The sequence below is a fragment of the Microthrixaceae bacterium genome, assembly GCA_023957975.1.
In the GTDB taxonomy this organism is placed as follows: Bacteria; Actinomycetota; Acidimicrobiia; order Acidimicrobiales; family Microtrichaceae; genus JAMLGM01.
This window is the reverse complement of sequence record JAMLGM010000003.1, coordinates 277,466-295,557: the sequence shown is the minus strand read 5'-3', so window position 1 is coordinate 295,557 and position 18,092 is coordinate 277,466. Positions and strand designations below refer to the sequence as shown.

Below are 18,092 nucleotides of genomic sequence, written 5' to 3'. Positions count from 1 at the left end.
CCGGATGTCGGCCTTGATCTGGCCGGATGCCGGCCTTGACGAGGTGCCGCTACCCTTGTCGACCGTGATCGCCACTGCAGCACCCATCGCGTTCGTGGGCATGGCCGGCGTCGGCAAGTCCGCCGTGGCGCGGCGTGTGGCGACAGCGCTCGGCGTCGAATGCATCGACATCGACGCGGAGGTGTCTGCGGTTCGGGGCGGGCAGAGCGTCAGTTCCATCTTCGACGAGATCGGGGAGGACGAATTTCGTGCCCTCGAGACCGCGGCGTTGCTCGATGCGCTCGACGGCGCTTGCAACGGCGTGCGGGGCAGGGCTCGGCGGGCGGTCATCGCGACCGGCGGCGGGGTGGTCGAGCGGCAACGCAACCTCGATGCGCTGAGGCGGCAGGCGCTCGTGGTGTGGCTTCGATCCTCCGACGACGTGCTTGCAGACCGGCTTCGCAGCAGTTCTGTTCGCAGACCGTTGCTCGATGGTGATCTCGAGGCGAACCTGACCCGCCTTCGAACCCGGCGTGAGCCGCTTTACCGTGCGCTCGCCGATATCGAAATCGACGTCGGTTCCGCAACGATTCCACAGGTCGTGGAAATGGTGCTGAGTCGGCTCTCGGCCGTGGAGGATCCCGCTCAGGACGGCGAGGCCGCTCAGGACGGCGAGGCCGTCGCCACCGCCGTGGTGGATGAGGTTGCCGGGACTGGGGCCGGGACTGGGGCCGGGACTGGGGCGCCGCGATGATCCGCGTCGAGGTCGAGTTGGGAGACCGGAGCTACCCGGTTCTGGTGGGGCAGGGGGTCCGCCACGAGTTGGCATCGGTGTTGCCGTCGCGAATTCGCCGGGTCGCCGTGGTGACGTCGGAGAACCTCCAGATTGCGGTGGATCCGGGGCGTGAACATCGCGTGTTTCGCATCGGCGACGGCGAACACTTCAAGACCATGTCGACCGTCGAACGCCTGTGCCGGGAATTCGCCGAGTGGGGGCTGACGCGAGCTGATGCGGTCGTCGCCGTCGGAGGTGGAATCGTCACCGATATCGCGGGGTTCACCGCAGCGATCTACCACCGTGGCATCCCCGTGGTGCACGTGGCGACCACGTTGCTGGCGCAGATCGATGCGGCGATCGGGGGCAAGACCGGCGTGAACCTTCCGCAGGGTAAGAACCTCGTGGGGGCCTATTGGCAGCCCTCTGCGGTGCTGTGCGATACCGAGGTGCTGGCCACGCTGCCGCCCGAGGAGTGGCGATGTGGGCTGGGGGAGCTTGCGAAGTACCACTGGCTCGGCGGCGGCAATCTCGATGCCCTCGATCTCGACGAGCGGGTTGCCGCATGCGTGCGGATCAAAGCGGAGGTCGTCGCGTCGGACGAACGCGAGTCCGGTCGGCGGGCGATCCTCAACTATGGGCACACCCTCGCCCACGCCCTTGAGACCCTTGGGGACCATGAGCTTCGCCACGGTGAGGCCGTGGCGATCGGGCTGTTGTATGCCGCCGAGGTGGCGCACCGCCTCGGACGTATCGATGCCGATGATGTGGCCGAGCACTACCGGGTCATCAACCGATACGAGCTCAAGAATTCCGTGCCGGAGGCCATGGGTTCGGAGGAGCTGATCGCGCTGTTCGCCAAGGACAAGAAGGCGACCCGCGAGGTGACCTTTGTGCTCGACGGGCCCAATGGGGTCGAGCCGGTGACCGGTGTGCCACACGAGGTGCTGCTCGACGCCCTGTCGGCGTTGCGCTGAATCGACGCCGGTCGGGGCGAATCTGGCTGTCTCGGGCTTCAGTGTCAGGGGTCGCGTTTAGTGTCATACACATGTTCGAGGGCTTCGACACCGAACTGAATAGCCTGGGTTCCGGGATCGACGACGTGGCGGTCCTGTTCGAGCTGCAACGCCGTTTGGATCTACACATGATCGACGCGCTCGGGGAGTTGGATGCTGTTGGGATGACCGACATCGTCGAAGGTCTGTCCACCAAAGCGTGGGTGTCCAAGACCGCTCGTTGTTCGGGGGTGACCGCGGCGCGTCGGGTTTCGGTCGCTCGGGCGGTACGACGCCGGTATCGGCCCGACGTGTTGGACCGCCTGCGTTCCGGTGTTGCGGGGTTTGATCATCTGGTCGTGATCGGACGGTGGTCGAACCCGCGGATCGAACCCACCTGGTCCGACAACGCCGGGCCCATGTTGGATTTGGCGGAGCATTTGACGTTCGCGAAATGGGAAAAAGTCATCGCCGCGTTGGCACGACTCGTCGACACCGACGGCACCGAACCCGCCCCACCTGCAGAAGAGTCCTGGCTCGACCTGCGCGACATCCACGGCCCCGACGGTGTCATCGGTGTAGAGATCGTCGGAGAGTTCTTCGGCGACTACGCCGAGGTCGTACGCCAAGCCATCACCGACGCCACCAACCGTCACCGCAAACAGGTTCGAAACGACGCTGAACAATTCGACCGGTCACCGACGACGTCAGAATCGCAGTTGCGGGCCAAAGCGTTGATGGACCTGTGCCGGTTCGGCACCCAGTTCACCCTGTCGGGCAACTACCGGCCAGGAACCGCCGAAGTCACCATCATCTTGCAGGCCGACGAACACGGCACCCCGAAGGCGTACAACCCCACAGGCGATCCGCTCACCGCCGATGTGATCGAACGGATGATGTGTGACCCGGAACTCCGCGCTGTCCTGTTGGACTCGCTCGGCCAACCGCTCGATGTCGGCCACTCCGTGCGTCTCGCCACCGATGCTCAACGCGCCGCACTCGCCGCCCGGGATGGGGGGTGTTGTTTCCCCGGCTGCGAAGCACCGGTCCAACAGACCGAAGCCCACCATGTCCGCCATCACCGCAACGGCGGCGCCACCGCGGTCAACAACCTGGCCTGTCTGTGCCGACACCACCACGGCCTGGTGCACCGCGTCGGATGGGCCATGCACATCACCACCGACGGATGGACCCTCTACACCCACCCCTGTGGCATCACCATCTGGGGGCAACAACACGGGGTACAACGCCAAGGCCCCATCCCCGAAGAGCTCGCCACCCAACCCGAACCCCCGGCCCGACCGAAGGTGAAAGTCCGCGGCGGAACCGTCGATTTGACCGACGCGATCGCCACCATCCGGCGCCGTTACGACCGAATGGCCGCCACCCCCAACACCCGCATCCACCGACCCCACGACGCCCGCACCCGCCGAAACTCGGGCAGGACTGGACGAACCGGTAGAGCGACGAGGGCCAGGCGCCCCACCGCCGGGCAACTCTCACTCACCCCGGCCAAACCACCCCAACCACCGATACGCCAATGAACCGTCGGCCCCAAAAACCGGCGATCAACGAGACCCGCCCATGGCGGGGTGCCGTGCCACATCGCCCGCCGCCACCGCCGGAGGTCACAGACTCCATAGCGATGAGTTCAGTGCGTCGACCTCGTCGGCCACCGTCACGGTGGCGTCAAGCGTGGATCCACGCAGCGCAGACCCCGCAGCCCCACCTTCGCCAGATCCGTCCGAAGTCTCGTCGAAGAGCTCGCGAATCGGCGACAGAAACCGGCTGATGGGAGCGAACGAATGACGATCGCTCACCCCAGCCCGCTTGTGGTGATAGCGCAGCGGCACATACACGCTCAGGGCATCTCGGGCTCTCGTCAACGCGACATACATCAGCCGGCGCTCTTCCTCGAGCCCGTCGACGCTCGAAAGGCTCATGTCGGCAGGGAAGATCCCGTCGGCTGCATGGATGAGGTGCACCGCACCCCACTCCATCCCCTTGGCCGAATGCACGGTCGACAGGGTCAAAACGTCGTCGTCCTTGTGCGGCTCATCCGCGAGGTCTCCCGTCGACGCCGGGGGTTCAAGCGTCAACTCGGTCAGGAAACGACTGCGCGACTCATACGACTCAGCCAGCACCGCGAGCTGCTGCAGGTCACCTGCCCGCACCTCGGCTCGTTCGTACCGACGATCGAAACTGGGGTTGCACCACTCGATGAGCCGCTCGACCTGCGCTGCGACCGGCGGCTCTTGCCCGACACCGTCAGCGCTCCGCCCGATGCACTGCGACAACGCCTCCCGCAGGGTCAGGAACTCCTCGCGAGCCGCACTTGGGACTGCGATTTCATCCCGTAGGAACCGGTCCAGCGGGGTTCGAGCGCCGCCAGCGAGCGCAGCGCTGTCGCCTCTTGCACCATCGAACTCGACATCACCCAGAGCGTCGAGTCCGATCGCTGCCGATATTGAACGCACCGACGCCGGTCCGACCCCCGGCAGGGTGCGCAACACACGGCTCCAGGCCAGCTCGTCCCACGGGTTGTCGAGCACCCGCAACAACGACACCAGGTCCTTGATATGTGCAGCCTCGAGAAACTTCAACCCTCCCCATTTCACATAGGGAACGTCCCGGCGACCGAGTTCAAGCTCCAGCAGGTCGGAGTGGTATCCCGCTCGAAACAGCACGGCCTGGTCCGACAGCAACATGCCCTCTTCGCGAAGCTCCAAGATGTTGTCGACCACCACGCGGGCCTGGCTCAACTCGTCGTGACACGACACCAGCACGGGTCGACGCTCGCCCGAACGACGAGCGCGTAGCTCCTTGTCGAAGTGTCGGTCCGACTGGGCCAACACGGCATTGGCCACGGCCAGAATGGGCGCCACCGAGCGATAGTTGTCCTCCAGGGTGACCTGTTCAGCCCCCGGACGACGGTCGACGAACCGCCACATGTTCTCCACGGTCGCCGCCCGGAACCCGTAGATCGACTGCGCATCGTCACCGACCACGGTGAGTTTGCATCCAAAGTCCGCCAGCGAGTGCACGATGTCCGCCTGCACCGGGTCGGTGTCCTGAAACTCGTCGACGAGCACGTGATCGAAGCGCGAAGCAACCTCCGGACCCACCTCGGGGGCAACCAACATCGCCCGCCAGAACAACAACAGATCCGCGTAATCCAGCACCCGCCGCGACCGCTTGCGGCGCGTGTACTCGACGAACAGCGGGGGAAGCGCCTCCAGATGCCCCACCACCCAGGGATACTCGGCGCGAACCACCTCGCCGAGCGGACGCTGCGTGCCCACCACGCGGTCGTAGACGGCGGCGATCGTCTCCTTCTTGGGAAAGCGGGTTCCCGCCGTGTCGACCGCAGCCGCACGAACGATGCCAAAGAGCTCGAGTGCATCGGCCTGATCGAGCACCGTGAAGTTGGGGTCGAGTCCGACTCCTCGCCCGTAGTGGCGCAAGAGCCGATTGGCGACCGAATGAAAGGTACCGCCCCACACCTGCGCGGTGGCGACCCCGTCGCTCAGCCGACCGGCCCGCGCCAACATCTCCTGGGCGGCTCGGCGGGTGAAGGTCAGCAACAGGATGCGATTCGGCGGGATGCCTTCCTCGATCAGCCGGGCAACCCGCGCCGCGAGCGTGCCGGTCTTGCCGGTGCCGGCACCGGCCACGATGAGAAGTGCGTCGGCATCGGACACCGCAGCGGCGTATTGCGCGGCATTGAGGCCTCGCGCCCAACGAGGGTTCGATGCTTCGCTATCGCCCAAATCCGGTTCTACGAACATTCGTTCGGCAGTCTAGTGCGTCGGGGTCTGCCAGACTGTCGTCGTGCATGTCACCGCCAAAGCCGACTACGCGATGCGCGCCATGATCGAGATCGCCGCCTCGCCGGAAGGCCGAGCGAAGGCCGAACAGATCGCCGAGGCACAAGACATTCCACTCGGGTTCCTGCGCGGCATCCTCACCGACCTGCGCCGATCCGGCCTCATCGTGTCCCAGCGAAGTGCCAACGGCGGGTTCCGCCTGGCCCGCGACGCGGCCTCGATCTCGATCGGCGACGTCGTGCGGTCGGTCGAAGGCCCCCTCGCTCAAGTTCGTGGCCTCAAGCCCACCGAGTTGGACTACCCCGGCGCCGCCGCCCCCCTACGCGATATGTGGATCGCTCTGCGCTGCAACCTACGAGCGATCGTCGACCACACGACCATCGCTGATGTGGCGTCGGGCGACCTCCCCGCGCTCGTTCGCGATCTGGTCGCCGATCCGTCCTCGTTGATCGAGAACTTCTGACCTCCGCATCCCGACCAGCGCTTCAGTCCTGGGCTCCGGCGAAGCCGTTCTGTCTCCACGCTTCGTAGGCCACCACCGCCACGCTGTTGGAGAGGTTGAGGCTGCGGTTGTCCGGCCGCATCGGCAGCGAGATGAGTCGCTCGCCGAACCCCGCACGCACCTCCGGCGTGAACCCCGACGCCTCCGAACCGAACACCAGGACATCGCCGGGCGAGTACGCGACGTCGGTGTAGGTGCGACGTCCGTGACGGCTCAGGCCATACCACGACGGACCGTCGCCGATCGCGGCGCGACACTGAGCAAGGTCGTCGTGCACCCGCATCGTCACGAACTCGTGATAGTCGAGGCCCGCCCGGCGCAACGACGCATCGTCGATGTCGAAGCCGAGCGGCCGGACAAGGTGCAGCGAGGCTCCGACATTGGCGCACAATCGGATCACGTTGCCGGTGTTCGGAGGAATCTGGGGCGCGACCAGCACGATGTGAAACATGATGCCCATGCCTACCGGGTCGGTGGCGACTCGGGCAACGACGATCCGTTGTCGTCTCTACACTCGATTCGATGAGCGAGCCGGAGCATCGAGTCCCAGCGGACCCGCATTTCAACGACGCTCAGGCCGAGGTTCTCGCCCGTCTCGGCGCGCCGAGATCGCAACGGCCGACGTTCGAGCCCGGGCTGAAGGAACATCTACGAGCCGAGTTGGAAAAGCGGCTCGCTGCGACGATTCGCCTGCTCGGAGACGACCTCGACGACACAATCTGGCTCTCCAAACACAAGTTGGAGAAGGTGCACGGCTGCGAGACCCGCTATCTCGCCGAGGAGGACCTTGAGTTCTCCTGGAGCGTTCCCGTGGCCCGGGGCATCGTCGCCCACAAGGCGATCGAGGTCGACGTCACAACGACCCGAGAGTGGGCACCACTCGACCTCATCGACGAGGCCATCGCCCGCCTCATCGCCGAGGCCAAGTCGGTCGGCGAATGGCTGTCCACCGCGGAGGCGGGAGACCTCGACATGGTGCGCGCCGAGGCCAACAACGCGCTGGTCACCTTCCAGGAATGCTTCCCGCCGCTCGATCGCAAGTGGCGTCCGGCGACCGAGGTTCCGATGCGAGCCGACTTCTTCGAGGGCCGCATCGTTTTGAGCGGCAAGCCCGACCTGACGATCGGCCAGGCCGACGGCCACGTCGCCGGCAAGGTCATCGTCGACTTCAAGACCGGCCGACGCTCCCCGGCCCACGTCGAGGATCTGCGCTTCTACGCACTGCTCGACGCTCTACGTGTCGGAGTTCCTCCGCGACTCCTGGTGAGCTACTACCTCGACAGCGCGTCGATGCAGACCGAGGACGTCGACGAACAGGTCCTGCACTCGGCGGTCCTACGAACCGCGTCCGCGGCGCACAAGATCGTCGAGCTGATGATCGGCGAACGCGAGCCGACCCTCGTCGCCTCCCCGTCGTGTCGATGGTGCCCGCTGCTGACGTCCTGCGATACCGGACGATCACACCTCTCGGGGGAGATCGCCGACGACCACTCCTGGGAGCCCTGACCCAGCGATCCCGACCGGGGAGCCGAGTTTGGCCGCTACGAATCGGCCACCGGAACGACCATCGCGTCGAAGGTTCCGCTGAACCACATGATCACCGTCGCCCCCAACAACATCGCGCCGGCCCCCACGGTGACGGGCCGGATGCCGATCGTATCGGCCGCCCATCCCCACACCAGGAGCCCAAGCGGCAGTGCACCGGTGAGACACATCACGAAGATCGCCAGCGCCTTGCCGCGCATGTCGTCGCGGGCCGTCAGCTGAATCGTCGTGTTCAAAGCCGACGCGATGGCGAGGTACGACCCGCCGTAACAGGCGAGCCCAACGACCGCGACCTGCCAAGTCGGCGCCAATCCGACCGCCATCGTCGCCAACGCGTAGGTGGCCATCGACACCCCGAGCAACCGCCGACGACTCATGGTCGCCCCGCGCGTCAAGATGAGCGGTGCCAACCCGAGCGAACCGATTCCCCCGGCACCCAACAGCAGGCCGAGCCGCCAACCGGTCACGCCGAACTCGTCTTGTCCGTAACTCGCCGGCAGGAACGAGAACAACGGGCTGGCGAACCCGGCGACGGCAGCGATGGCGAAACACGCGCTGCGGATTGCGCCGGTGCCCCAGACGTACCGGGCGCCGGCGATCAGGTCCCGAACCGGGTGGACACGGGGGACCGGGTCGCGGCGGCGGTAGTCACGGATGAGCGACAGCGCAAACAGAACGGCAACGAAGCTCACCGCATCGATGGCGAACACGAGGCTGGGGCCGGCCAGGGCGATGACAATCCCTGCGCTGAACGTGCCGCACGCCCGGGCCGCGTTGAACTGTGTCGAGTTCAGGGTCACCGCGTTCAACATGATCGAGCGCGGCACCAGCTTGCCGACGAACGACTGCCACACCGGGATGTTCAGACCACTCGCCAACCCACCGAGAAACGCGACCGCCGCCAGACTCGTGGGGGTCGCCCAACCCTGGGAGACCAAGACCCACAGAGCGAACGCAATACACGCCTGCGCGAGTTGGGTCAGGATCAGCAGTTTCCGCAGATCGAACGAGTCGGCGAGCCACCCGCCGACCGCGCCCGCGATCAGGACGGGAACGTATTGCATGAACCCGGTCGCACCGACTCCGCCGTTGGTTCCGGTCAGTTGGTAGGCGACATAGGGGAGCCCGGCGCTTTGCATCCAACCGCCGGTGTTCGACACGAACGCCGCGATCCAGAAGATCCGGAACTCCCGGTGTTGCAACGCAACCGTGGCCCCACGAAGCCCACCAGCACTCATCGCTCGCGGGATGTTTCGACGCCAGACATTGCAGCCACGATAAGCGTGCCCCGATAGGCTCAACGCCAATGGCCCCCGAACGCGACGCCGCCATCCGTCAAGGCAGTCAAGGCCGTCAAGGCGGACCAAGGCGAGAACCCAAACCGCGAGACCCCATCCTCACCAGCGAATCTCTCGGCCGGGTCGCTGCCCGGGCGCAGGGGACCGCCTACGGATCCGCGCCGAAGGACGGCTCCACCGCATCGAGTTCGACCGCGCTGGTACCGGTGAAGCCCACGCGGCGACGTTCGCGACCTGAGTTGACCGATGCCGAGATCCGCCGCGGCGACGTCGACGAGTGGGGCCGATCCGAACGAGCTCGGCGCCTCGCCCGTTTCCTCTACGAACCGCTGTACTCGTCGTATTTCCGCGTCGAATGGGAAGGGCTCGAAAAGATCCCGATCGACGGCGGGGCGTTGCTCGTCGCGAACCACGCGGGAGCGATTCCGTCCGATGCCCCGGCGATCATGCACGGCATCGAGACGCAGCTTCGTCGGCCGGTCTACGGCCTCGCCGACAACTTCTTTCGCACCCTGCCCGTCGTCGGCACCATGTGGTCACGACTCGGCGGCCTCCCGGCTCACCCAGACAACGCCTACCGCCTGCTACGGGAGCAGAATCAGCTGGTCCTGGTCTTTCCTGAAGGCTCCAAGGGTCCGGCGAAGCGGATGGACGAACGGTACCGACTCGCCAGGTTCGGTCGGGGTGGGTTCGTGGAGATCGCCATGCGAGCGGGCGTTCCCATCATCCCGATCGCGGTCGTCGGTGCCGAGGAGTCGATGCCCATCGTCGCCAAGTTGCCGTCGTTGGCCGGAGTGTTCGGTGCTCCGTATGTCCCCATCACCGCCAACATGTTGTTGTTCGGACCGGCGGGTCTGTTCACGTACTTCCCGTCGAAGTTCAAACTCCGGGTGCTCGACCCGATCCATTTCGACGTCGAACCCGACCTCGCCCGCTACTCAAAGAGCCGGATCATGGACGAATCCGAAAAGATCCGCGATGAGATCCAGGACGCTCTGTACGAAATGCTGAGCAAACGACGATCGGTCTGGTTCGGCTGATGGCCCCCGGATCGACCTACGAATCCGTCGAACGTTCCGGCGAACGGCCAGCGGTTACTCCTCCCCGAGGCCGCCGGGTCCTCGTCACGGGCCTCGGTTCCTTCTGGGGTGGTCGCATCGCGCAGGCTCTCGAGGACGACCCCTGCGTCGAAGTGATCCTCGGGCTCGACACGACCGAACCGACCGTCGAACTCGAACGAACCGAATACGTGCGCGTCGACGCCAACTACTCGATCCTGCACAAGATCGTGGCCGCGGCGAAGATCGACACGATCATCCATACGTTCTTGATCGTCGACCCCACCATCATGACCGCTCGGGCGATGCACGAAGTCAACGTCATCGGCACGATGAACCTTTTCGCAGCGGCGTCCGCACCGGACTCCACGGTGCGGAACGTGATCGTGAAATCCTCCACCGCGGTCTACGGCTGCGCGGCGAGCGACCCGACGTGGTTCACCGAGGACATGGAGCCGTCCGCACCGCTGCGACGCCCGGTCGAACGCAGCCTCGACCAGGTCGAAAGCTACGTCCGCGACTTCGCGGAGGACAACCCGCACGTTCGCGTCTCACTGCTTCGGTTCTCGAACGTCATCGGCACCGAGATCTCCACCCCGCTCACCCGAGCGTTGGAACTCCCACTCGTACCGTCGGTGCTCGGATTCGATCCGCGGTTTCAGTTCGTGCACGAAAGCGACGTGATCCGGTCGATCCTGTACGTGCTGGACCACGATCTGTCCGGCGTCTACAACGTCGCCGGCGACGGTCTGCTGCCGTGGAGCGAGGTGGTCTCGCTGTGTGGGAAACGGCGCCTGCCGCTCATGGCCCGAGTCACCTCCCTCGCCACGTTGCCGCTGCGCCAGTTCGGGCTGTCCGGACTTCCCGAGGAGTACCTCAACCTGTTGCGCTACGGACGCGGCGTCGACAACACGAAGCTGAAGCAATCCGGCTTCGAATACGACTACACGTCGGCCCAAGCGATCAAGGCGTTCATCGAGGGACTTCGACTCCGACGCACCGTAGGATCCCACTCCGGTGAGTACCGATACGAACGCGACGTCGAGCAGTTCTTCCGACACTCCCCCGCCGTCGTGCGCGAGGCCCCACCCTACGATCGGCGCAAGCCCTCCGATGCAACCGACGAGGCCATCGAGGCCACCGTCGATCGGATCGACTCCCAGCGGTAACGCTCCTCGTATCGCGCCTCGGCGGCATCGATCACCGATCGGCGGGCGTCGATGTTGCGCACGGCCTCGATGCACGCCTCAGCGATTCCCTCGTCATCGTCGCGAATCCAGGCGTGGACACCGTCGACGATGTCGATCCCCTCGCACCCGATCGATGTCGTGACCATCGGTAGGCGATTCGCCATCGCCTCCACAACTTTGAGTCGAGTTCCTGCGCCGGCACGTAACGGGACGACCGCGACGTCCGCCCCACGCAGCTCCGCTTCGAGGGAATCGACCGCCCCCACGACCTCCACCCCGTCGAGGCGCTCAAGCGATGCCACCGACTCGGGGTTGCGCCCAACGATACGAAACCGCGCCCCCGGAAGCTCGCGTCGGATGCGAGGCATCACCGCCGAGGCGAAACGGCGGACAGCATCAGAATTCGGGTCGTAGCTCATCAACCCGACGAACAGGAACACCGGTGCAGTCGAGTCGTTCAACTCGACGTGGTCGGCAGGTTCAAAGGTCCGCTCGTAGCCGTTCGGCACGACGACGGTGTTGGGATATCCGCTTCGTTCCACATCGAGTGAGCTGCACACAAACGCCAGGTCGACCGAATTCGCCAGACGGCGTTGCACCGAGTCCCAGCGCCGCTCATCCACCAGATTGAACGCACTGGCCACCACCCACCGAGCCGACGCTGCAACGCGTCGTCGGACCGACGCTCCCGGCTCGATGATCGGGCCCGCCTCGCGAATCGTGCGCGTCAGGAGGTTCTCGAGATTGTCGAAATCGACGATCGTGGGGATCGTGAGGAGATCCTCGATCGGGTACCAGCAGTCGACGTGGCTGACGAAGCAGACGTCGTAGTTCGACTGATCGAGGGTTTCGAGGCGGCGGCGCCCCTCGCTGAAGTCGCTCCGCAACAACCGGCGAGGATCCGATCCGGTGAGCCACGGCCGGAGCCACGACGAGATCGCACGGTCGGGGCCGCCGGGTGCGTCGATGACGGTCACCCCCTCCGGAGCGTGATCCCGCGTGCGGCGTCGACCGTCGAGACACAGGAAGTCCACCTCCCCGAGCTCCAGGAATGCTCCGAGGAGGTTGGCTAACCGGAGCCGGTACCCGTCGTCGGTCGGCCACGGGAACGCCTCGGCTATGACGAGCGATTTCATCGGGTCAGGGTAGCGGTGGGACGGCGGTGCCGGCGCGGGACATGTGAAGATGAGGCCATGTCATTTCTCTCAATCTCCCGCCACGGCCGAGTTGCCGTGCTCACCCTCGACGACCCCAAGCGCCGCAACGCCCTCAACCTCGACCTGAACGCTGAGCTGATCGAGGCCATCAGCGACATCGAGGCCGACCACTCGCTCGGTGCCATCGTGATCACCGGGGCCGCTCCGGCGTTCTGTGCCGGAGCCGACCTCAGCCAGCTCGGCGCTTCTCAGCACGAGGGCCTCAAGCGCATCTACGCCGGGTTCCTCGCGGTGGCGAACTGCTCGCTTCCCACGATCGCCGCGGTGAACGGCGCTGCGGTCGGTGCTGGCATGAACCTGGCCTTGGCCTGCGACGTGCGGGTCGCTGGGGCGTCGGCGCGCTTCGACACGCGCTTTTTAGATCTCGGCCTGCACCCCGGTGGCGGTCACACCTGGATGATGCGCCGTATCGTCGGCCCGGCGGCCGCCGCGGCGATGGTGCTGTTCGGCCAGATTCTCAGCGGCGAGGAGGCCAAACGCATCGGCCTGGCGTGGGACTGCGTCGCGGACGAGGAACTCGTCGAGTACTGCATCTCGATGGCGGATCGCGCCGCGAGCGCGCCCCGCGAGTTGGTCATCAAGGTCAAGGCATCGCTCGGAGCCATGGCTTCGATCGACGACCACTCCGAAGCGGTTGCCGCCGAGCTCGAACCGCAGGTGTGGTCGCTCAATGAACCGGCGTTCGCCGAACGCCTTGCCGCGCTCCAAGCGAAGATCACGAGTCGCTGACCACGCTGCTCCAGCCGCCGACCTGACCACGATCGTGGTCAGTAGGTCCAGGTCGACAGAAGTTCCGGCCCCCGCTGTTGCCACTCTTCGGAGGTGATCGCGTAGCGAACGTGGTCCTCCCAGACGCCGTTGATCTCCAGGTACCGCTCCGCAATCCCCTCGTTGCGGAGGTTGAGCTTGTCCGCGACTCGCCGCGAGGCGGCGTTGCGAGGCACGATCGACACCTGCAGCCGATGAAGACCCATCTGCTCGAACGCAAACTGCATCACGAGGACCAACGCCTCGGGCATGTACCCGTGCCCCGCCCGGCGCACATCGATCCAGTACCCGACGTACGCGCTTTGAAACGGACCGCGATGCACGGAGCTGATGTTGATCTCCCCACCGAAGCTCCCGTCGATGAAAATCCCGAAGCTGTAGCCAGACCCGAGCTGGATCTCGCGGCCGCGCGCGCCGCATCGCGCGGCGAAGGCTTGACGGTCTTCCACGATGTCGGGGGCCCCCGGTACCCGTGCCGGCTCCCACTTCGTGAGCCACTCCTCCGAACTCAACCGCACTTCGCTCCACTGGTCGAAATCGGCACTGCTCAATGGCCGAAGCACGACCCGACGACCGATCAGCGTGACCCCTTGAGCGACGGGTGCAGTCCCCAGGCTTTTCTGCATCGACCGGCGAGTCCACATCGCGGCTGAGCCTACCGTTTGGCTTGGCTCAGAATGAGCCCATCGAGGATGTCGCTTTCCGACACCAGGCATTCGCTGAAGCCGAAGCTACGCATGATCGACACCAGGATGCACAGCCCCCCGACGATCACATCCGCGCGCGCCTCTTCCAAGCCCGGGTTGTGCTTGCGATCCTCAAGCGACTCGGTGGCGAGAGTTCTGAACACGTCCTCGACGGCGTCTTTGGTCAATACGAAGTGATGGATTGCGTTTCGGTCGTACGCAGCCAACCCCAACTCGACCGCGGCAACGTTCACCACCGTTCCTGCCAACCCGATGAACGTCGGGCCCATCGATGCCTCGGGAATGGCTCCACGCACGTCGTCCCAGTGCATCGACAACACCTCGAGGCAGTTCGCCAACTCGGCCGGATCGGGCGGATCGGAGTGGATGAACCGCTCGGTCATGCGGACGCAGCCGACATCGATGGAGATCCCTCGGTCGAATCGCGGTGCCCCGTCGATGATCGTGCCGTACGCGAACTCGGTCGACCCCCCACCGATGTCGGCGACGAGAAACGGGGCATGCGACGCGTCAACGCCCGACACGGCACCGAGGAAACTCAACCTCGCCTCGTCGTCACCGCTCAACAGCTCCGGCGTCACCCCGAGCACCTCGGTCGCCGGACCGAAGAACTCGTCGCGGTTCGCGGCATCGCGCGCCGCCGAGGTTGCGGTGGCACGCAAACCGCCGATCTCGTAACGGTCGATGATGTCTCGATACTGCCGAAGCACCGCGAGCGTGGCGTCGATCCCGTCCGGATTGAGTTTGCCGGTTGCGTCGACGCCGCGACCGAGGCGGGTGATGCGCATCTCGCGCTCATCGCTCGTCACGCCGTCGCCGATGAGTAGGCGCACCGAATTGGTACCGATGTCGATCGCTGCGTAACGGGTCACTCGTTCTCCTCGCCGCCACTCAATTGTTCATGAACCCACGCGCCGACCGGGTCGTCCCCGCCGGCCAGGTACCACGCATAGTGCGTGTGCAGGCACTTCACGCCGACACGGGTGCCTCCGACACCACCCGTGGGCCGCGGCCCCTCGTGGTCGTCGGCGATGGCGCCATCGCGCTGCGCGGCATAACGGTCGTGAGCCTCGGCGAGCACCTCAAGGCCGAGGGCAGCCTCCACCTCATCGATCGCGCCGCTTGCCTCGATCGTGCCGATGCGACGGTTGTAGTCGGGATCGACCAGCCAGAACCGCGTCGGCATCGGGGTCCCGTCGTCGAGAAACGGCGGGTTCTCAATCACGGTCGGGCGGCCGTCGCAACGTCGCGCAGCGATGGTGAAGGCGGCACGCGGCTCCCGCCCGAGGCACTCGCGCACATACGCGCCATCCCGCGTCGGCGTGCGCTGAAACGACGCCCACACATCGAGTTCGACCGCAACGGTGTCGCCGAGGATCGGCACCCCCGGCGCACCGGCGTCCCACCGCGGGGCCGCCAGCGCCATCGGAGCACGCTGAGTCATCACCCCGGCGCTAACCACCGGAAGGTCGGCGAGGTGCAGGCGATGCCACAACGCCGGGGCCGCGGTCGGCTGATCCAGCCAGCCAACCAGAACACGACTCGCGTCGACGGTCACCGGTGGGACCGCCGCCGTGGTGAGCGGCGAGGCGAACCGACGCCGATGGATTCGATTGAACGCCTCGACCTCGCCGCGAAGGTCGGCGTGGGCGGATCGGTCGCTGACGACGACGACCTCTCCAAGGCCCATGGCCAACACGTTCGTGACGGCGGCCGCACGGACCGTCGTCGCCCCCCACCGGTCGGTCGGCGCCAGGTCGACCGGGTGGTCGAACCCGGCCGGGTCGAACAGCATCGCGAGCACGGACATCACCACGACCGTACCATCGCGCCCCCGACCGGTGGACTCCCCGCCGGGACGCCGATCCGTTCCTGTGGTCGGGGGTGACGCGTGGCATCACGTCCGACAGGATGGGTCCGAACGGCAGCTACCAGGGAGCACCATGAACCTCGGAATTTCACATCGGCGTGCAATCGTTGCGGCAGGATCTGCCGGACTCGGGCTCGCGACCGCACGGGCGCTCGCTGGTGAGGGGGTCGCCGTGGCGATCTGTGGGCGAAACCCCGACCGTCTGAACGCCGCGCTCGCCTCGCTCGGCAGCGGGGCCGTCGCGATCGTCGCCGACATGTCCGTGCCAGGGGACGCGACCCGTTTCGCAGCGGAGGCGCAGGACCGACTTGGCGGAACCATCGATATCGTGGTCGCCAATGCTGGCGGGCCGCCTCCGGGCACCGCGTTGAGCACCGACCCGGACGCCTACCGCGGCGCGCTGGAACTCAACTTCATCTCCGGAGTCGAACTGATCCAAGCGGTCGTCTCGCCGATGCGGGCGCAACGCTGGGGTCGGGTGATCGCCGTCACCTCGATCGGGGCGCGTCAACCCATCGCGAATCTCGCCGCGTCGAGTTCGGCGCGCGCAGCGATGACCTCGTTCATCAAGACGCTCTCGTTGGAGATCGCCGCCGACAAGGTGACCGCCAACACGATCCAGCCCGGCCTTCACGCCACCGATCGGGTCTTGGCGCTTCACGGGGGTGACCCATCGGGTGCGGCCGCTTCGGTGCCGGTCGGGCGTCTCGGGGACGCCGCCGAATTCGGAGCGGCCGCCGCGTTCCTGTGCAGCGAGCATGCCGGGTTCATCACCGGCACCTCGCTACTACTCGACGGCGGCGCCAGCACCGCGCTCATCTGACCCGACAGTGCCGGCTGGCACTGTCGGCCATGCAGTGCTGAGTGGTGGGGTCGGTGGAAACCTACTGAGTCAACGTCGGCTCGTAGCCAGCGGGCAAGGCGATCGACTTGTCCTCGAGGTACGCCTCAAGGCCCTCCGGCCCAAGTTCGCGACCGAGGCCGGAGTCCTTGAACCCGCCAAACGGCGCCGACCACTCCATGGCAAACCCGTTGATGCTCACCGTGCCGGTTCGGATCTGACGGGCGACGTCGAGAGCAGCATCCACATCGGGGCCCCACACCGACCCTGACAGGCCGAAATCGCTGTCGTTCGCGATTTCGATCGCGTCGTCGATGTCCTCGTAGGCGATCATCGCCAGAACCGGTCCGAAGATCTCCTCCTGCGCGATCGTCATCCTGTTGTCGACGTCCACGAACAGCGTCGGCTCGACGAACCAACCGGACTCACTGTCCGGGCGTCCGCCGCCGACCGCGACGCGAGCGCCCTCGGCGATGCCCTTGGCGATGTAGCCCTCGACGCGATCGCGCTGTCGCTCGGCGATGAGCGGACCGACATCGGTATCCATCTCCGCTGGATCGCCGACCTTCAACGCACTCACCGCGTTGCTGAACGCCTCCACCGCCTCGTCGTAGCGGCTGCGCGGCACCAGAATGCGAGTCTGGGCAACGCACGCCTGGCCGTTGTTCATGATCCCGTAAGGCAGAAGTTGTGGTGCCACCTCGACGAAATCCGCATCGGGCATCACCACGGCCGCCGACTTGCCGCCGAGTTCGAGCGTCACACGCCGCAAACGTTCGCCGCACAGCGCGCCGATGCGACGACCGGCGGCGGTAGAACCGGTGAAGCTCACCTTGTCGATACCGGGCGCGGTCACGAGGTGTTCGCCCACCTCGCGGCCCGCTGGCAGCACACTCACGACACCCGCGGGAACCCCGGCCTGCTCGATGAGTTGAGCAAGGCGAAGCACCGAGATCGGAGTCTCGGGCGACGGCTTCAAAATGATGCAACTTCCCGATGCCAGCGCCGGGGCCAACTTGAGCATCGTGATGAAGATCGGCACATTCCACGGGATGATGCCGGCGCACACACCCACCGGCTCCCGACGCACGAGCACCGGCCCCAACATCCCGTCGCGGACCTGTTCGAACTCGTAGCTCTTGACGAGGTTGCGGAAGAAGTCGAGCGTCATTCCCGACGCTCCGACCTGGCCGAAGTGGCTGAACAACAACGGTGAGCCGACCTCGGCGGTGATCAGTTCGGCCAACTCGTTGGAGTGCTCGATGAACAGGTCATAGAAGCGGTCCATGATCGCCCCACGTTCGGCCGCACTCATGCGCGGCCACGGGCCGTTGTCGAACGCGTCACGCGCCGCGGCAATGGCCGCGTCGACATCGGCCTCGACCGCCTCGGGAGCACTCGCCAGCAGCTCGCCGGTCGACGGGCTTCGCAGCTCGAAACGCCGATCGCTCGCGGGGGCGACCCACTTGCCGCCGATGAAGAGCGAGTCGAAGCTCGGGACATCAACCATTACAAACCCC

At 66.0% G+C, this 18,092-nt stretch carries 17 protein-coding genes; 9 read left to right on the top strand and 8 right to left on the bottom strand.

The window, feature by feature from the left end; translation table 11 throughout:
* Positions 1-64: 64 nt before the first annotated feature.
* From M9952_06330 to M9952_06320, 3 genes are all read left to right on the top strand, one after another.
* Positions 65-733 (top strand): AAA family ATPase, encoded by a 669-nt coding sequence (locus M9952_06330; protein MCO5312539.1) that lies wholly within the window; start codon positions 65-67, stop codon positions 731-733.
* Positions 730-1,731 carry a 3-dehydroquinate synthase gene (locus tag M9952_06325; GenBank protein MCO5312538.1) on the top strand — a complete coding sequence of 334 codons (1,002 nt, stop codon included), beginning with the start codon at positions 730-732 and terminating at the stop codon, positions 1,729-1,731. Before M9952_06330 ends, M9952_06325 begins: the two co-directional genes overlap by 4 nt.
* A gap of 71 nt (positions 1,732-1,802) precedes the next feature.
* The gene (locus M9952_06320) at positions 1,803-3,293 is read left to right on the top strand and encodes an HNH endonuclease (GenBank protein MCO5312537.1); all 1,491 of its coding nucleotides are present in this window, start codon (positions 1,803-1,805) and stop codon (positions 3,291-3,293) included.
* Between the two features lie 84 nt (positions 3,294-3,377).
* Here the strand turns inward: M9952_06320 and M9952_06315 are convergent, their stop codons facing one another.
* A complete protein-coding gene (locus M9952_06315) occupies positions 3,378-5,537 on the bottom strand; it encodes an ATP-dependent helicase (protein MCO5312536.1) in 2,160 nt (719 codons plus the stop codon).
* 43 nt (positions 5,538-5,580) lie between these two features.
* Between M9952_06315 and M9952_06310 the strand changes: the two genes are divergently transcribed.
* Complete coding sequence (locus M9952_06310) at positions 5,581-6,039, top strand: Rrf2 family transcriptional regulator (protein MCO5312535.1); 459 nt, start codon at positions 5,581-5,583, stop codon at positions 6,037-6,039.
* 22 nt (positions 6,040-6,061) lie between these two features.
* On the opposite strand, the gene M9952_06305 is transcribed toward M9952_06310, so the two are convergent.
* Positions 6,062-6,529, bottom strand: coding sequence for a tRNA (cytidine(34)-2'-O)-methyltransferase (locus M9952_06305; protein ID MCO5312534.1), 468 nt, complete (start codon positions 6,527-6,529; stop codon positions 6,062-6,064).
* A 71-nt stretch (positions 6,530-6,600) separates the two neighbouring features.
* On the opposite strand from M9952_06305, the gene M9952_06300 reads away from it, so the two are divergent.
* Positions 6,601-7,584, top strand: a complete 984-nt coding sequence (locus M9952_06300) for a PD-(D/E)XK nuclease family protein (GenBank protein ID MCO5312533.1) — start codon at positions 6,601-6,603, stop codon at positions 7,582-7,584.
* Between the two features lie 35 nt (positions 7,585-7,619).
* On the opposite strand, the gene M9952_06295 is transcribed toward M9952_06300, so the two are convergent.
* Complete coding sequence (locus tag M9952_06295; protein ID MCO5312532.1) at positions 7,620-8,861, bottom strand: MFS transporter; 1,242 nt, start codon at positions 8,859-8,861, stop codon at positions 7,620-7,622.
* Positions 8,862-8,929: 68 nt separating this feature from the next.
* Between M9952_06295 and M9952_06290 the strand changes: the two genes are divergently transcribed.
* Both M9952_06290 and M9952_06285 read left to right on the top strand, forming a co-directional pair.
* Complete coding sequence (locus tag M9952_06290; GenBank protein MCO5312531.1) at positions 8,930-9,961, top strand: acyltransferase family protein; 1,032 nt, start codon at positions 8,930-8,932, stop codon at positions 9,959-9,961.
* Entirely contained in the window at positions 9,961-11,148 is a 1,188-nt protein-coding gene (locus M9952_06285) for an NAD-dependent epimerase/dehydratase family protein (GenBank protein MCO5312530.1), read from the top strand. The genes M9952_06290 and M9952_06285 overlap by 1 nt, the downstream gene beginning before the upstream one ends.
* Here M9952_06285 and M9952_06280 read toward each other — a convergent pair.
* Positions 11,070-12,305 carry a glycosyltransferase family 4 protein gene (locus M9952_06280; protein MCO5312529.1) on the bottom strand — a complete coding sequence of 412 codons (1,236 nt, stop codon included), beginning with the start codon at positions 12,303-12,305 and terminating at the stop codon, positions 11,070-11,072. The two genes, M9952_06285 and M9952_06280, sit on opposite strands and share 79 nt — an antisense overlap.
* 57 nt (positions 12,306-12,362) lie before the next feature.
* On the opposite strand from M9952_06280, the gene M9952_06275 reads away from it, so the two are divergent.
* On the top strand, positions 12,363-13,115 hold the full coding sequence (locus M9952_06275; protein ID MCO5312528.1) for an enoyl-CoA hydratase: 753 nt from the start codon (positions 12,363-12,365) through the stop codon (positions 13,113-13,115).
* Positions 13,116-13,153: 38 nt separating this feature from the next.
* Here the strand turns inward: M9952_06275 and M9952_06270 are convergent, their stop codons facing one another.
* The 3 genes from M9952_06270 to M9952_06260 are packed head-to-tail and all read right to left on the bottom strand — an operon-like array spanning position 13,154 to position 15,671.
* Positions 13,154-13,798 (bottom strand): GNAT family N-acetyltransferase, encoded by a 645-nt coding sequence (locus M9952_06270; protein ID MCO5312527.1) that lies wholly within the window; start codon positions 13,796-13,798, stop codon positions 13,154-13,156.
* Positions 13,799-13,809: 11 nt separating this feature from the next.
* A complete protein-coding gene (locus tag M9952_06265; GenBank protein ID MCO5312526.1) occupies positions 13,810-14,733 on the bottom strand; it encodes a Ppx/GppA family phosphatase in 924 nt (307 codons plus the stop codon).
* Positions 14,730-15,671, bottom strand: a complete 942-nt coding sequence (locus M9952_06260; GenBank protein ID MCO5312525.1) for a DUF501 domain-containing protein — start codon at positions 15,669-15,671, stop codon at positions 14,730-14,732. The genes M9952_06265 and M9952_06260 overlap by 4 nt, the downstream gene beginning before the upstream one ends.
* 133 nt (positions 15,672-15,804) lie before the next feature.
* Between M9952_06260 and M9952_06255 the strand changes: the two genes are divergently transcribed.
* Entirely contained in the window at positions 15,805-16,554 is a 750-nt protein-coding gene (locus tag M9952_06255; protein MCO5312524.1) for an SDR family oxidoreductase, read from the top strand.
* 61 nt (positions 16,555-16,615) lie between these two features.
* Here the strand turns inward: M9952_06255 and M9952_06250 are convergent, their stop codons facing one another.
* Positions 16,616-18,082: an aldehyde dehydrogenase gene (locus tag M9952_06250; GenBank protein MCO5312523.1), complete on the bottom strand. Its 1,467-nt coding sequence runs from the start codon at positions 18,080-18,082 to the stop codon at positions 16,616-16,618.
* Positions 18,083-18,092 lie beyond the last annotated feature (10 nt).

Bases quoted from the DNA above. Each gene is read 5' to 3' on its own strand.
- M9952_06270 (MCO5312527.1), bottom strand. From the start codon at position 13,798: ATGTGGACTCGCCGGTCGATGCAGAAAAGCCTGGGGACTGCACCCGTC.
- M9952_06250 (MCO5312523.1), bottom strand. From the start codon at position 18,082: ATGGTTGATGTCCCGAGCTTCGACTCGCTCTTCATCGGCGGCAAGTGG.
- M9952_06290 (MCO5312531.1), top strand. From the start codon at position 8,930: ATGGCCCCCGAACGCGACGCCGCCATCCGTCAAGGCAGTCAAGGCCGT.
- M9952_06260 (MCO5312525.1), bottom strand. From the start codon at position 15,671: ATGTCCGTGCTCGCGATGCTGTTCGACCCGGCCGGGTTCGACCACCCG.
- M9952_06305 (MCO5312534.1), bottom strand. From the start codon at position 6,529: ATGTTTCACATCGTGCTGGTCGCGCCCCAGATTCCTCCGAACACCGGC.
- M9952_06285 (MCO5312530.1), top strand. From the start codon at position 9,961: ATGGCCCCCGGATCGACCTACGAATCCGTCGAACGTTCCGGCGAACGG.
- M9952_06320 (MCO5312537.1), top strand. From the start codon at position 1,803: ATGTTCGAGGGCTTCGACACCGAACTGAATAGCCTGGGTTCCGGGATC.
- M9952_06295 (MCO5312532.1), bottom strand. From the start codon at position 8,861: ATGAGTGCTGGTGGGCTTCGTGGGGCCACGGTTGCGTTGCAACACCGG.
- M9952_06300 (MCO5312533.1), top strand. From the start codon at position 6,601: ATGAGCGAGCCGGAGCATCGAGTCCCAGCGGACCCGCATTTCAACGAC.
- M9952_06255 (MCO5312524.1), top strand. From the start codon at position 15,805: ATGAACCTCGGAATTTCACATCGGCGTGCAATCGTTGCGGCAGGATCT.
- M9952_06275 (MCO5312528.1), top strand. From the start codon at position 12,363: ATGTCATTTCTCTCAATCTCCCGCCACGGCCGAGTTGCCGTGCTCACC.
- M9952_06280 (MCO5312529.1), bottom strand. From the start codon at position 12,305: ATGAAATCGCTCGTCATAGCCGAGGCGTTCCCGTGGCCGACCGACGAC.
- M9952_06325 (MCO5312538.1), top strand. From the start codon at position 730: ATGATCCGCGTCGAGGTCGAGTTGGGAGACCGGAGCTACCCGGTTCTG.
- M9952_06315 (MCO5312536.1), bottom strand. From the start codon at position 5,537: ATGTTCGTAGAACCGGATTTGGGCGATAGCGAAGCATCGAACCCTCGT.